This window comes from Hyphomonas sp. CACIAM 19H1, from assembly GCF_003325995.1.
Taxonomy (GTDB): Bacteria; Pseudomonadota; Alphaproteobacteria; order Caulobacterales; family Hyphomonadaceae; genus Hyphomonas; species Hyphomonas polymorpha.
The window spans coordinates 309660-323780 of the sequence record NZ_CP016437.1 but is presented as its reverse complement, the minus strand read 5'-3'; the positions used below and the strand labels follow the sequence as shown (position 1 = coordinate 323780).

Genomic DNA, 14121 nt, shown 5'->3' with positions numbered 1-14121 from the left:
GAAAGCGGCCCCGTCATCAGGCGGGGCCGCTTTTCTTTTGGCGAAAGGTCAGGGGCGTTTTCAGCCCTTGTCCTTCTCGGCAATCGGCACGCCGTAAAGCTCCAGCCGGTGATCCACCAGCCGGTAGCCGAGCTTGCGGGCGATCTCTTCCTGCAGCTTCTCGATCTCTTCGGAATGGAACTCCACCACGGCGCCCGTCTTCACATCGATCAGGTGATCGTGGTGTTCGGCGGGCACTTCTTCATAGCGCGCGCGGCCATCGCGGAAGTCGTGCGCCTGGATGATGCCGGCATCCTCGAACAGCTTCACGGTCCGGTAGACCGTGGCGAGCGAAATCGAGGCGTCGAGCGAGTTGGCCCGGCGGTGCAGTTCTTCGGCGTCCGGATGGTCATCCGCGACCGAAAGCACACGGGCAATGATGCGCCGCGGCTCCGTCATGCGGAGGCCCTTCTCAATGCAGAGTTTTTCTAGTCTGTCCATGGTCCCCTAAATGCCCTTCCGAAGCGGGAAAGTCCAGTTCAACCTTGTCAGCTTTCGCGCAGATGGGCCGCGAAGAAGGCCAGCGTGCGGGACCAGGCGAGCGCGGCGGCCTCCGGATTGAAGCGCGGCGTGGTATCATTGTGGAAACCATGCTGCGTGCCTTCATACCAGTGCAGCTCGTAAGGCTTGCCTGCGGCCTTCAGGGCCGCCTCATAGGCCACCCACCCCTCATTCACGCGCGGGTCATCGCTGGCGAGGTGGATCTGGAGGGGAACTTCCAGCTTCGCGGCGTCCTCATCCGCCGGCCAGCCGCCATAATAGGGCACAGATGCCTTGAGCCAGGGCAGGCTCACCGCGAGTTGGTTGGCCATCGCCCCGCCAAAGCAGAAGCCGGTGACGCCCACGGCGCCATTGACCGCCTCATGCCCGCGCAGGAGTTCGGCGGCGGCAACGAAATCAGCGAACATGTCCTCCCGCGTCCGCTGGGCCTGCAGGGCGCGGCCATCATCATCATTTCCGGGATAGCCGCCGAGGGGATAGAGCGCGTCCGGCCCGAACGCGACATAGCCCGCCTTGGCGGCCCGGCGCGTCACATCCCGGATATAGGGGTTCAGGCCCCGGTTCTCATGGATCACCAGAATGGCGGGCAGCTTGCCAGCGGCATTGGCCGGGCGGACGAGATAGCCGCCCATCGTGCCGGCGCTGCTGGGGGTGGTGTAGGTGATGTCTTCCTCGATGAGGTCAGTGTCGCCTGTCAGCGTCTGGGCCTGGCTGTAATCGGGCATCACGCATGCCGCCAGCATCGAGACCGCAATACCGCCCCCGGCGAAGGCGCTCAGCCGCGAGAAGAAGGCCCGGCGCGAAAGGTCGCCATGGCAATAGGCGTCGTAAAGCCGGAACACTTCGGGCGGAATGTCGATCTTGCCTGGATTTCCGTCTGCCATGGTGTGCCTCCTTCGCGGGTTCGTGAGAACTATAGACCGGCAGGCGGCAGAGGCCAGCTTTTCAGACGCCCCCTACGCCCCGATGGGCCGGGACATCAGGATCGCGTCCACCGGCGCGGGGCGCCCGGCGGTGTAGTAGCGCTTGCGGCGGCCATCCTCGGTGAACCCGAACCGGGCATAGAGGCGCCGGGCCGAGGTGTTGTCCTCAGCCACGTCCAGCAGCAGCCGGCTGTCGCCGCCGGCCACGAGCACCGGGATCGCCGCATCCAGCAGCGCGCCGGCAAGCCCCTGCCCGCGCCGGACGGGATCCGTCGCGATGGTCAGGAGTTCGCAGTCTCCGGCAGAGGATTGAAACAGCGCGAAAGCCAAGAGGTTGCCCCCCTCCTCCCAGCCGAGGGCGAGCACATTCGGGCTGGTGATCAGCCCCTCGATCGAAGCCGCGCTCCACGCATCGGCAAACCCCGCCGCATGCAGCGCAGCGGCGGCCGCCGCGTCGGCAGGCGTCAGTCGGCGAATGGGGTCAGTCATCGGGCAAAAGCCTTCGGAAGCGGCAGAAAGATCGCAGATCAAGGACAATCAGGATTGATTGGCAATGCCCGCCTCTGTTAGGTCGCCTGCCCTTTGCCCCAGCACAAGGCTGCAAGATGACCCAGGCGACCTCCACGCTCGGCCTAGACTTCGGTACGACCAACAGCGTTGCCTCCCTCGCCAAACCCGATGGCAGCACGGAGGCGATGAGCTTCAGCCATGGCGGCGAGGAGTTTTCTGCCTGCCGCTCGGTGCTCTGTTTCTGGCGCGATGAAGATGAAGCGCGCGCGATGATGGAGATCGGCCCCTGGGCCATCGACCAGTTCCTGGAGCTGGGCGGGGATTGCCGGTTCATCCAGTCGTTCAAGACATTTGCGGCCAGCCCGCTTTTTGTCTCCACCGTGATCCATAACAAGAACTGGCAGTTCGAGGATCTGCTGGCCGCCTATCTGCGGCGTCTGGCCGAGCGGTCGGGCGCGCCATGGCCGGCCCAGGTGGTGATGGGGCGCCCCGTGCGCTTTGCCGGCGCCCAGCCGGATGAGGCCCTGGCGCAAACCCGCTATGAAACGGCGCTGAAGCGGCTTGGCTTCGAGACGATCCACCATGTGTACGAGCCCGTCGCGGCAGCCTTCTTCTATGCCCAGCGCCTGACGGAGGCCTCGACCATCCTGGTGGCAGACTTTGGCGGGGGCACCAGCGACTTCTCGATCATCCGGTTTGATCCCGCGGGCGGAAAGCTGCGCGCCCAGGCGCTCTCCCATTCGGGCATCGGCATTGCGGGCGACGCCTTCGACCAGAAGATCATCGAGCATGTGGTGGCGCCGCTGTTTGGCAAACACAGCACCTTCCGCAGCGGGGAGAAAACCCTGCCAGTGCCCTCGTCTTTCTACAGCCGGTTTGCGCAATGGAACCAGCTCTCCATCATGCGCCACACGCGCGACTATGCTGATCTCCAGAAACTGGTGCAGGCAGCCAATGAACCGGCCCTGATCCAGGCCTTCATCGACTTTCTGGAGGCAGATGCCAGCTATCTGCTCTACCGCGCCGTGGCGCAGGTGAAGTCTCAGCTTTCGCAGGCAGACACAGCCCGGTTCAGCCTTCAGGCCGGCAGCCTGAATATCGAGCGGGATATTCCGCGTTCGGAATTTGATGGCTGGATCGCAGAAGATGTCAGCGCCATCCGTGCCACGGTCGATCTGGCGCTGGAGCGGGCGGGCCTTGGCGCGGGCGGCATCGACCGGGTGTTCCTCACCGGCGGCACATCCTTCGTGCCGGCGCTGCGGCGCAGTTTCGAGGATCAGTTCGGCGCCGGCAAGGTGGAAACCGGCAGCCAGTTCGTATCGATCGCCCACGGACTATCCCTGATCGCCCAGCAGGACGATCTGGAGCCCTGGCTGGCGCGCGCGCCCTAGTTTTTCGGCGTGGGCAGGGTCGCGTCCGGCTCGCGGGCATAGACCGGCGTGGGCGGATGCCTGGCCGGGTCGAAGCGGGCCGCCTTCAGCGCGGCAGTCACCGCGCTCGGCCGCATGGGGCGGATGTCGAGCTTGGCGGCCTGATCGCCGAGCGCCTCGGCGCCGTCCATGAAGATGGGCGCATGGAAACCTTCCAGCATGGCGGAAAGCGCGGCCAGGCCCACCTCCTGCACCGGGGCGATGCCCGCGTCCTCGCTGATACCCTGCACCCACCAGGTCTGGTCGGGCGGGCGGCGCTGGGCCATCAGGCAACCAAGGCTTGGCCCTTCCATGCCGGCAGGGATGGCCGCTTCGAGGCTGGTAACGCCAACGGCCGGCGCGCCGGTCACCAGGGCCAAGCCGCGCACATAAGCCACGCCGATGCGCAGGCCGGTGAAACTGCCCGGCCCGGTGACTACGGCCAGGCGGCCGACATCCCCGAAACCGGCGCCCTCTTCCTTCAGTAACGCCTCGACAAAGCCCGGCAGGGCCTTCTCCTGGCCACGCGGCAGGGTCTCGCGCGCATCGGCGAGGATTTCGCCATCGCGCACGAGCGCCGCTTCCATCGTTGTGAAGGCCGTGTTCAGGGCAAGGATCAGCATCTGATCCCGCTAGAGGATGCGGCAGCCCTCGTCAAATTCCAGACGCGGCAGGCGGTCCATGATCTTGGTCTTGTCGCCATAGCCGAGATTGCAGATGAAATTGGCGCGCCAGTGCTGTTCTTCGCCTTCCTGGCTCTCGAAAAATTCACGGTTCACGCCCGCCATGTCGAAGCCGCTCATCGGCCCGCAATCGAGGCCGAGGGAGCGCGCGGCCAGCATCAGATAGGCGGCCTGCAGCGTGCCATTCCGGAAGGCGGTCTCTTCGGTGTTATTGTCAAACCAGTGCTTGGCATCGGGATTGTGCGGGAAAAGCTGGGGGATCTTGTCGGCAAAGCGCATGTCGTAGGCGATAATCACGGTCCAGGGCGCGGCCGCAGTCTTTTCGCGGTTACCCGCGCTCATGAAGGGCAGAAGGCGCTCCTTCCCTCCCGGCGTGGTGACGAACATGAAACGGGCGGGCGAGCAGTTGGCGCTCGTCGGCCCCATCTTGGCGAGATCGTAAACCGCGCGGATCAGAACCTCCGGTACCGACCGGTCAAGATAGCCATTCTGGCTGCGGGCATCGCGGAAGATGATGTCGAGCGCGTGATCGTTGACCGGGTGGGCCATGAGGCAGTTCCTTCCTTGCTGATGGCACTGACCACCGGTGACGGGCGGGCTCAGGACCGGATTTTTTGCTGCACACTCGTTAGAGTTTTCAGGCGGCTTGTTGGAGTAACCGTTGGCGTTTTTTGCGCGCCTTTTAAAGCGCTGCCTCGACTGCGGTCACTTCTGGCACATAGGTGCGCAGCATGTTCTCGATGCCCTGTTTCAGGGTCATGGTCGAGGACGGACACCCCGCGCAGGCCCCGCGCATGGAAAGGTGGACGATACCGGTCTCCGGATCAAAGCGCTGGAAGGTGATGTCGCCGCCATCCTGGGCCACGGCAGGCCGCACGCGGGTTTCGATCAGTTCCTTGATCTCGTTCACGATTTCAGCCGTCTCGCCTTCATACTCGGTCTCGTCGGAGAGGCCGGATGCGCCCTCTTCGACCACCGGCAGGCCAGACATGTAATGATCCATGATGGCGGCCAGCACCATCGGCTTCACATGCCGCCAATCCTTGGCCTGCACCTTGTTAATGCTGACAAAATCGCTGCCGAGGAAAACGCGCTCCACCCCGTCCACCTGGAACAGCGCGCGGGCCAGCAGGCTCATGCGCGCGCTGGCCGCGTCGGGGAAGTCAAACGGGCCGCGGTCTCCGGCAACGGGTTGACCCGGAAGGAATTTTATCGTGTCCGGGTTCGGGGTAGCTTCGGTCTGGATAAACATGGCAGGCCTTTTTACGTCTGGCCCCTGACATGGCCCGCGCGCGCGGTGAGATCAAGGGAGCGCGGCTCAGGGCAGCGCAGTCTCTGCATCCCCGTCCGTCTGGGCCACGGAGGTTTCCTCAATCACCTCATCGTCCGCAGAAGGCTCCATCAGCGCAATCAGATGCCGCGAGGCAACTTCGGCCTCCAGAAGGAAATAAGCCATGCTTGCCAGATGGTTAGGCGTGAGAACCGCTGAATCCGACTGGTTGGAAACCAGCAGCGGCTTCATCTTTGCGGCGCGTTCCCAGGCCGCTTCCACCCGGTCAGCTGCTACCAGAACGGCCGTATCCGTCAGCGTCAGAGCCTTGGAGGCATTGGCGGCGAACATTTCATGGGCGACATGGGCGCGGGCCTTGGCGCGGTAAAAGGCGGCGATGTCTTCCTTGCTGGCAGGCCAGCCGCCTCCCTGAATGGCATTGATCCGGTCAGACAGGGCCGAACGATCTTCCGCCGCCCAGCCGGCGAAGAGGGCCAGTTCCTCCGGCATGATCTCTTCCGGCATCGGGCGCATGGCGAGGCCGCGCGAGGCGCGCGTGTCGAACCGGTTGAGCGCTTCCGCAGCTGCCGTCAGGCGCGGACGCATCGGCTCACCGGGCACTTCCATCAGGAGGCGCGAGGCGGCGGCCAGATCGCTGTCCGGCGCGCCTTCATAAGGGGAGAGTTCCGAAATCAGCTTCACATGCTGCGAGAGAGCTTCGGTGGTGCCGGCCTGCCAGGCGGGCAGCGCCGTCAGGCGTGCCTGCGGGTGCCAGACCGGGCGATTGCTGGCCCAGCCAGCGCCTTCCAGTTCCCGGGCAATCTTGTGAATGGCAACCGCAATGCCCGGCACGGCCCAGCTCTGCTCGGCCGGAATACCCACGGGCCGATCGTTGATGTAGCTGGAAAGAACCACGGCGGCCGGATAGGCGCCGACGAGGGCCACCACCGCGCCGATCTTCAGCATACGTTTCAGCGCGCGCCAGCCCTTCTGGAAGCCGATCATGATCGGGCTGGGCTCGGCATAATCAAGCGAGATGAAGTGGTTGGGGTCTGAGGCGGGGGCGGGAACGTGTTCCTGCTCCTCGTAAGCTCGTGGGAGTTTCACTGCCGCCGCTGCCGCCATGACTTTACGCCGCTTCTTCCTGGGTGCTGTGGATTTGTCCATCCTGTGCCGTTTATGAAGCCGTTAAACCGTTATTAACAGGCCAGTTACGCATGAAATTTCAGCAAACCGGGCGGTGTGGTAAATTCGGGCACCAAATTACCGCCTGCTGATCCAATTCCAGCCGCAGCAGGTGTCCCGACCCGCTACCTCAACTCGCCTACGAGGCACTACCCAATCTACACCCGCCACCCATGCGAGAAGAACTCTCCGCACAGGATGGCGTGATTCCCCACACAGCCGAAAGCAATGCGCAGCGCCTGCGGCGCTTTTAAGGCAGCGCTGCAATGTCTCTGCAGTCAGGAAGCCGGCAGCGGCCTAGGGGCGCCAGAAACCGACGATCCGGCGCACATCATCCATGATGGGCGCGGCCACGGCATTGGCCCGCGCGGCTCCGTCTGCGAGGATGCGGTCGAGGCCGGCCTGGTCGTCCAGGATCTCGCGGAATCGCGCCGTGATCGGAGCAAGATGCGCCACGGTCACATCGGCGAGGGCCGGCTTGAACGCGCCAAAGCCCTTGCCTTCGAACTCGGCCAGCACATCCTCTGCGGTGCGGCCCGAGAGCGCCGCGAAGATGCCGACGAGGTTTTCGACTTCTGGACGGCCCTCCAATTCTTTGACCGTACCCGGAATGACGCCGGCATCGGTGGTGGCCTTCTTGATCTTCTTGGCGATCGTGTCGGCATCGTCCACAAGGTTGATGCGGGAGAGGTCTGACGGGTCAGACTTCGACATCTTCTTGGTGCCGTCCTTGAGGCTCATGATCCGCGCGCCTGGGCCTTTGATCATCGGCTCAGGCTGGGGGAAGAAACCCGGCACATCATATTCGCGGTTGAAACGCTCGGCGATGTCGCGGCTGAGTTCCAGATGCTGTTTCTGGTCTTCGCCGACGGGCACATGCGTTGCCTTGTAGACGAGAATGTCTGCCGCCTGCAGCACCGGATAGGTGAAGAGGCCCACAGACGCGCGCTCGGCATCCTTGCCGGCCTTGTCCTTGAACTGGGTCATCCGCTCAACCCAGCCCATCCGCGCCACGCAGTTGAAGATCCAGGCGAGTTCCACATGCGCCAGAACCGAAGACTGCGCAAAAATGATCGATCTGGACGGGTCAACGCCCGCAGCAATGAAGGCCGCCGCGATCTGGCGCGTCGTCGAGATCAGCGCGCCCTTCTCCACCGGCATGGTGATGGCGTGCAGGTCAACGACGCTGAAGATACAGTCATGGCCTTCGCGCTGAAGGTCAGCGAACTTCTTGAGCGCCCCGAGATAGTTCCCGAGGTGGAGATTGCCGGTCGGCTGGACGCCGGAGAATACGCGCTGCGGGCCGGTATAGGCGGGGGTCTGGTCTGTCATGGTCTGGCGCCTTTAGCGCGTTTGATCAGCGGCGCAAAGCCTGCCGGATGTCGCCTGGCCGCACGGCCCCGGTCAGCAGGGCAGCAAAGGCATAGATGAAGCCCCCGGCCAGCACGATGACAGCGGCGGCGATCTCCTTGGAGCCGCCCAGCGCGCCCTGGATTGCCGGGAGTTGCCACAGCATCAGCCAGATGGCTGCCGACAGGATCAGCGTGGCCAGCAGCGCCCGGACGAGGCCGGACACCGCGCGGGGGCCGGGGACGTACCAGCCGCGCCGGGCCAGCGTCGCCGCCAGCAGCAGGGCATTGACCCAGGAGGCGGTGGAGGTGGCGACGGCGAGGCCGGTAAAGCCCAACTGGCCGGACTGCTTCAGCCAGAAGAAGAGGCCAGCCCCGAGCAGCGTATTGATGACCACCGAGACGAGCGCAAAGCGCATCGGGGTCTTGGTATCTTCCCGCGCAAAGAAAGGCGGGGCGAGCACCTTGATCAGCACGAAGGCCGGCACGCCCCAGGCGAAATGGAAGAGCGCCGCGCCCGCCGCCACGGCGTCCGATGGCAGGAAGGCGCCGCGCACGAAGAAGGCATCAATCAGAAAGACAGGCGCGACCATCAGCGCGGCCGCCGCCGGCAGCGTCAGCGCCATCGCAAGGCCGAGGCCTTCATCCATCGTGCGGCTTCCTGCTTCCCCGTCCCCTGCCCGCGCGGCGCGGCTGAGGCGCGGCAGGATGGCGACGCCCACCGCCACGCCGACAAGGCCGAGCGGCAGCTGGTAGAGCCGGTCAGCGGCATAGAGCCAGCTCTTGGCGCTGACCTCGAAACTGGCGAGCGACTGGCTGACGATGATGTTGATCTGCGTGCCCGAGGCCGCAATCGTGCCCGGCACGGCCAGCAGCAGCACCTTCTTCACAGCCGGGGTAAGCCGGGGCCAGCCGAGCAGGCTGAGACGGACCTTCTGACGGCGGACACCCCACCAGAGCAGCGCGGCCTGGAGCAACCCGGCGAACAGGAAGGCAATCGCGGCATACTGGGTCGTGATGACCGGCGTTGTGCCCAGCAGGCCGGCCGGGATGAGGCAGAGATTGAGTACGGTCGGGGCGCCGGCGGAAAGGATGAAGCGCTCTGCCGAATTCAGCACGCCCGAAAGCAGCGCCCCGATGGCCATGAAGGTAAGGTAGGGCATCGTGATGCGGGTGAGCAGCACGGCGAGATTGTAATGCTCCGGATCATCCGCCTGCCCGCCATGGATCAGCAGCAGCACCCAGGGCATGAATATCTGGGCAAGGACGGTCAGCCCCGCCGTCATGGCGAAGAGGACGCGCAGGGCATCCTGCGCCACCTTCTGCGCGGCTTCAGGCCCTTCGGCCTCCAGCGTGCGGGCATAGGAGGGCACGAAGGCCGAGGCGAAGGCGCCTTCGGCAAAGATGCGCCGGAAGAGATTGGGAAACTGCTGGGCGGTTGCCCAGGCATCCCCCACCGGCCCTGCCCCGATCTTGGCAGCCAGGATCACATCCCGCAGGAGGCCCAGGATACGGCTCGCCAGGGTCAGCGATGCCTGAACGGCAGTGTTTCGGGCGAGGCTCATGGTTTCCCCGGTTGAACCAATTCTCAGAAGCTGTCCACGGCGCGCGAGCGTTTGAGCTTGCGGGCCGGGGTGTGCGGGCCTTCAGGTTCTTCGCGGGAAAGTACGGCAAGAAGACGTTCGCGGAGCGCCTCTTTGCGGGCTTTCGACAGCGTCGCCGCCCCGCCATCGGGGCGCACATAGAACGCATCGAACACGCGCTCGCCATAGGAGCCGACATGCGCCGAATGGATCGAGAGCTTCATGTCTGCCAGCACCTCGGCCACTTCGTGCAGCAGGCCCGGCCGGTCACGCGCGGCAACGTCGATCACCGTATATTCCAGCGAAACGTCCTCATGGATCTGCACGGATGGCTGGACCAGGAAAGCCGCCTCCCGGCGCCCGGCGCGGGATTTGACCGTGCCGCTGGGCACCTTGCCATCCAGCGCGCCGAGAATGGCGTGTTCGAGTTTGGCAAGGCGCGGCCCGTCGCCCTCGCCATAGGGGAGGCCGCGGGCGTCCTGCAGCATGAACACGTCGACGATGCGCCCGCCCTTGGAGGTGAACACCTGCGCGGCGACAATGTTGGCGCCCAGACGCGCCAGCGTGCCGGCAAGGTCTGCAAAAAGGCCGGTGCGGTCCTTGCCTGAGACGAGCAACGCCACGGCGCCGCCTTCGGGCGCCATGCGCGAGGTGACGACATCTCCGCCCTTGGCGAGGGCGGCGGCATGCCAAGCGATGTCGTCAGGATCAAAGCCTGTCCAGTAAGCCGTTTCCAGTTCCAGCAGCAGGGCCGGCACAGAGCCGATACGCTCAACCAGCGCTTCGCGGCGTTTCTCCGCGCGCCGTTCCAGTTCTGCCTGAACGGCCGCTTCATCCGTACGCCCCCCACGCAGCGCGGCCGCCGTGTTGTGATAGAGGTCAGCCAGAAGCTGGCCCTTCCAGGCGTTCCAGACCGCCGGGCCGACCGCCTTGATATCGGCGACCGTGAGAATGTAGAGAAGGCGCAGCCGCTCCAGCGAGCCGACGAGGCGCGCAAAGGTCGCCACCGTGCGCGGGTCGCCGATGTCCCGTTTCTGCGCGGTTTCGCTCATCTCCAGATGGTGACCGACCAGCCAGACGACGAGATCGGTTTCCTCCTCCGGAATGCCGAGCCGTTCGCAGGCCTTGCGGGCCGTGCGCATGCCGGCTTCCTGCTGGTCGCCCTTCCCTTTGCCTGTGTCATGCAGCAGCATGGCAAGATAGAGCGCGCGGCGGTTCTCGATCTGGCCGAACAGTTCTGTCGCCAGCGGCGCGGTGTTGCCCCGGCCATATTCGAGATCAGCAATCGTCTCGACCGCGCGCAGCGTATGCTCATCCACCGTATAATGATGATACATGTTGAACTGCGTCTGCGCGACGATGGAGCCAAATTCGGGGATGGCACGGCCCAGAACACCGGCCTCGTTCATGCGCCGCAATATCGGGCCAGGTTCCTTGCCGCCGAGGATGGCATCCAGGATCAGCGCGCGCGCCTCATCTGTTTCGCGCACACGTTCGTTCAGACCCCGGAGGTTCCGGGTCAGGGCCGTCAGCGCGGTGGGGTGAATGTCCTTCTGCTCGCGCCGGGCAATGGTGAACAGGCGGATCATGTTGAGGGGGTCAACCGCCATTACCTTGTCTTCGGCGATGTTGATGCGGCCAGCCTCGATCAGGAACCCCTCCTCCGGCAATGGCTGGGGCGGGCGGGACGGCAGGAAACGGCGCAGGCCTTCGGGCTTTTTCTTGTGATCAGCCTCCAGCTTTGCCGCCAGGATGCGGGTCAGCCCGCCAACATCCTTGGCCACCAGGAAGTAGCGCTTCATGAAGCGCTCCACCCCCTGCTGGCCTTCCCGGTCCCGGTAGCCCATGCGCGCGGCAATCTCGGGCTGAAGGTCAAAGCTCAGCCGGTCTTCGGCGCGGCCGGTCACGAAGTGCATATGGCAGCGCACCGTCCAGAGGAAACGCGCCGCCCGGATGAAGATGACATACTCATGATCCGTAAACGGACCAGCGCGCATGACGTCTTCCAGCGTGCGGCCGCCATACATGTGCTTGACGATCCAGTAGAGCGTCTGCAGATCCCGCAACCCACCCTTCCCGTCCTTCACATTCGGCTCAACCACATAGCGCGCATCGCCCATTCGGGTATGGCGCGCGTCGCGCTCGGCCAGCTTGTCGGCAATGAACTGGGCATCCTTGCCCTTGATCGCATCCTTCTGGAAAAGCGCCATCATGTCGGTCGCCAGAAGCTCATCCCCGCAGATAAACCGCGCGTCCAGCAGGCTGGTCTTGATGGTCACATCTTCAGCGGCGAGCTTTACGCAATCTATCGGTGTACGGAAGGCGTTCCCCACTTTCAGCCCCATATCCCACAGGGCATAGAGCATGTATTCGATCACGCTCTCTGTGTGGGGGCTGGCCTTGTAGGCGCGGAGGAACAAAAGGTCTGTGTCCGAAGAGGGCGCCATCACGCTGCGACCATAGCCGCCCGTGGCGAGGATGGCGAGACGCTCGGCCTCGGTCGGGTTGGACGCGCGGTGCACATGGGTGACCGTGAAATCATAAAGCGCGTGGATCACCTCGTCCTGCACCGCCGCGAGAAGCCGGGCCGTGTCGAGGCCATCGGCCCCCTGCTGCAGGCGTTCCTGCGCGATCAGGCGGCCCCGGAACATGGCCCCGTGCAGCAGGTTCAGCGCCGCCTTGCGGGCCGCAGCATCATTGCCGAGATTGTCCAGCGCGGCAGCGGTCAACTTCACCCGCAGCGCGCGGCCATCAATGATGTCGGCAATGCGCCATTTGCCGGGACGGCGGGAAGCGGGCGCGCGGCCAGCAGACAGGAGCGTCGGGGGGGATTTTGTCGGAGGCGTCATCAAGGGGCTACTTAGCAGGTTTTCATGGCGGGCCGCTATGCACCCTTTTGGGCAATGACGGGAAGAATACGCGACTTCTTGACCACGCCATAGGCGAAACTGGTTTCAATTGAAGCAATGCCGGGCAGTGTCTGGATGGTCTGGCGCACAAGTTGTTCATAATCGTCCAGGCTGCGGGCAACGACGCGAAGTTCATAGTCGGCCCCGCCCGTCATCAGATAGCAGTCCAGCACCGCGTCCGTTTCGGCAATCTTCTGCTCGAAGGCCCGCACCGTGTCCTGCCCGTGATTGGCGAGACGTATGCGCACCAGACAGGTGATCGGGAAGCCGCAGGCCTTCTGGTCCACCAGCGCCGAATACCCCTGGATGATGCCGGCCGCCTCCAGATTCTTCACCCGCCGCAGGCAAGGTGAGGGCGAGAGGCCCACCTCCTCTGCCAATTCAAGATTGGTCAGCCGCCCATCGCGCTGCAACGCCCGTACGATCTTGGCATCTATAGCATCCATAATGTACCTCATTGGCATATTATGCTAATTCATGAGCATGTAATGGGCGCATATGGCAAGTATCGCCGATGGTTTCCTGCTAAGATCACCTTAGATCAGGAGGAACTGCCATGGCTTTTGACGCTTCCCGCCCGCTGGGCCCGGCGACCCGCGCGATCCATCACGGATACGACCCGGCAAAGAACGACTTCGCGCTAACCCCGCCCCTGCACCTCACCTCCACCTTCGCCTTCCCCGATGCAGAAACGGGCGGCGCCCTGTTTGCCGGGGAAGCGGAGGGCCACATCTATTCGCGCATCTCCAACCCCACCGTTGCCCTGCTGGAAGCGCGGATTGCCAATCTGGAAGGGGCCGAAGCCGGCCTCGCCACGGCCTCAGGCATGGGGGCCATCTCATCCCTGATGTGGACCCTGCTGAAGCCGGGCGATGAGATCATCACCGACAAGACGCTCTATGGCTGCACCTTTGCCTTCATGCGCGACGGGCTTTCCCGCTTTGGCATCAAGATCACCCATGTAGACCTGCGGGAACCGGAAAACCTGGCCGCCGCGATCAGCGGGAAGACGCGCCTTGTCTATTTCGAGACGCCGGCCAATCCGAACATGCGCCTGGTCGACATCCGCGCCGCCGCGCGCACTGCCCATGAGGCCGGCGCGCTGGTTGCCGTCGACAATACCTATGCCACCCCCCTGCTGACCCGGCCGATTGAGCTTGGCGCGGATTTCGTCGTCCATTCGGCCACCAAATATCTCGGCGGCCATGGCGACCTTGTCGCGGGCATGGTGCTCGGCCGCGCCGAGGCCATCAAGGAAGTGCGCATGGTGGGCGTGAAAGACATGACGGGATCGGTCATGTCGCCCTTCAACGCCATGCTGGTGATGCGGGGCCTCAAGACCCTGCAGCTGCGCATGGCGCGCCATTGCGAAAGCGGCCTCAGAGTGGCCCGGTGGCTGGAAGCGCAGCCCGGCGTCGAGACGGTCTATTATCCCGGCCTTGAAAGCCATCCGCAGCATGAGCTGGCAAAGCGCCAGATGCCGGGCTTTGGCGGCATGATCGCGCTGGAGCTGAAAGGCGGCTATGAAGCGGGCATTGCCATGATGAACCGCCTGCGGATGATCCGCTGCGCCGTCAGCCTGGGGGATGCCGAAACCCTGATTCAGCACCCCGCCAGCATGACCCATTCCACCTACAGCCGCGAGGAACGCATCGAACACGGCATCAGCGACGGCCTCGTGCGCCTCTCCGTGGGCCTGGAAGACGCCGAGGACATTCTCGCCGACCTCGCCGATGCTCTGGGTACGAATGAGGGGTGAG

The 14121-nt window shown here is 64.4% G+C and carries 13 protein-coding genes; 2 read left to right on the top strand and 11 right to left on the bottom strand.

Annotated elements, in window-relative coordinates; genetic code table 11:
• Positions 1-60: 60 nt before the first annotated feature.
• The 3 genes from BBF93_RS01580 to BBF93_RS01570 all read right to left on the bottom strand — a co-directional run bounded on the left by BBF93_RS01580 (position 61) and on the right by BBF93_RS01570 (position 1952).
• On the bottom strand, positions 61-480 hold the full coding sequence (locus tag BBF93_RS01580) for a Fur family transcriptional regulator (RefSeq protein ID WP_035593968.1): 420 nt from the start codon (positions 478-480) through the stop codon (positions 61-63).
• A gap of 47 nt (positions 481-527) precedes the next feature.
• Positions 528-1424, bottom strand: a complete 897-nt coding sequence (locus tag BBF93_RS01575) for a dienelactone hydrolase family protein (RefSeq protein WP_114104787.1) — start codon at positions 1422-1424, stop codon at positions 528-530.
• 72 nt (positions 1425-1496) lie between these two features.
• Positions 1497-1952, bottom strand: coding sequence for a GNAT family N-acetyltransferase (locus BBF93_RS01570; protein WP_035594242.1), 456 nt, complete (start codon positions 1950-1952; stop codon positions 1497-1499).
• Between the two features lie 116 nt (positions 1953-2068).
• Here BBF93_RS01570 and BBF93_RS01565 point away from each other — a divergent pair, with 116 nt between their 5' ends.
• A complete protein-coding gene (locus BBF93_RS01565; protein WP_035593964.1) occupies positions 2069-3364 on the top strand; it encodes an Hsp70 family protein in 1296 nt (431 codons plus the stop codon).
• Here the strand turns inward: BBF93_RS01565 and tsaB are convergent.
• From tsaB to BBF93_RS01525, 8 genes are all read right to left on the bottom strand, one after another.
• On the bottom strand, positions 3361-4005 hold the full coding sequence (tsaB, locus tag BBF93_RS01560) for a tRNA (adenosine(37)-N6)-threonylcarbamoyltransferase complex dimerization subunit type 1 TsaB (protein ID WP_051612184.1): 645 nt from the start codon (positions 4003-4005) through the stop codon (positions 3361-3363). The two genes, BBF93_RS01565 and tsaB, sit on opposite strands and share 4 nt — an antisense overlap.
• Before the next feature lie 9 nt (positions 4006-4014).
• Positions 4015-4614, bottom strand: coding sequence for a malonic semialdehyde reductase (locus BBF93_RS01555; protein WP_035593962.1), 600 nt, complete (start codon positions 4612-4614; stop codon positions 4015-4017).
• Positions 4615-4747: 133 nt separating this feature from the next.
• Positions 4748-5317, bottom strand: a complete 570-nt coding sequence (locus BBF93_RS20000) for a NifU family protein (RefSeq protein ID WP_035593960.1) — start codon at positions 5315-5317, stop codon at positions 4748-4750.
• Between the two features lie 66 nt (positions 5318-5383).
• Entirely contained in the window at positions 5384-6442 is a 1059-nt protein-coding gene (locus BBF93_RS01545) for a hypothetical protein (protein WP_157532625.1), read from the bottom strand.
• Between the two features lie 375 nt (positions 6443-6817).
• Entirely contained in the window at positions 6818-7852 is a 1035-nt protein-coding gene (gene trpS / locus BBF93_RS01540; RefSeq protein WP_035593956.1) for a tryptophan--tRNA ligase, read from the bottom strand.
• 25 nt (positions 7853-7877) lie between these two features.
• Positions 7878-9434, bottom strand: a complete 1557-nt coding sequence (murJ, locus tag BBF93_RS01535; RefSeq protein ID WP_035593954.1) for a murein biosynthesis integral membrane protein MurJ — start codon at positions 9432-9434, stop codon at positions 7878-7880.
• Positions 9435-9457: 23 nt separating this feature from the next.
• A complete protein-coding gene (locus BBF93_RS01530; RefSeq protein ID WP_114104786.1) occupies positions 9458-12301 on the bottom strand; it encodes a [protein-PII] uridylyltransferase in 2844 nt (947 codons plus the stop codon).
• Between the two features lie 35 nt (positions 12302-12336).
• Positions 12337-12807, bottom strand: a complete 471-nt coding sequence (locus BBF93_RS01525; RefSeq protein WP_035593952.1) for an Lrp/AsnC family transcriptional regulator — start codon at positions 12805-12807, stop codon at positions 12337-12339.
• A gap of 110 nt (positions 12808-12917) precedes the next feature.
• Here BBF93_RS01525 and BBF93_RS01520 point away from each other — a divergent pair, with 110 nt between their 5' ends.
• A complete protein-coding gene (locus tag BBF93_RS01520; RefSeq protein WP_035593950.1) occupies positions 12918-14120 on the top strand; it encodes a methionine gamma-lyase in 1203 nt (400 codons plus the stop codon).
• The last annotated feature ends 1 nt before the right edge of the window (position 14121 follow it).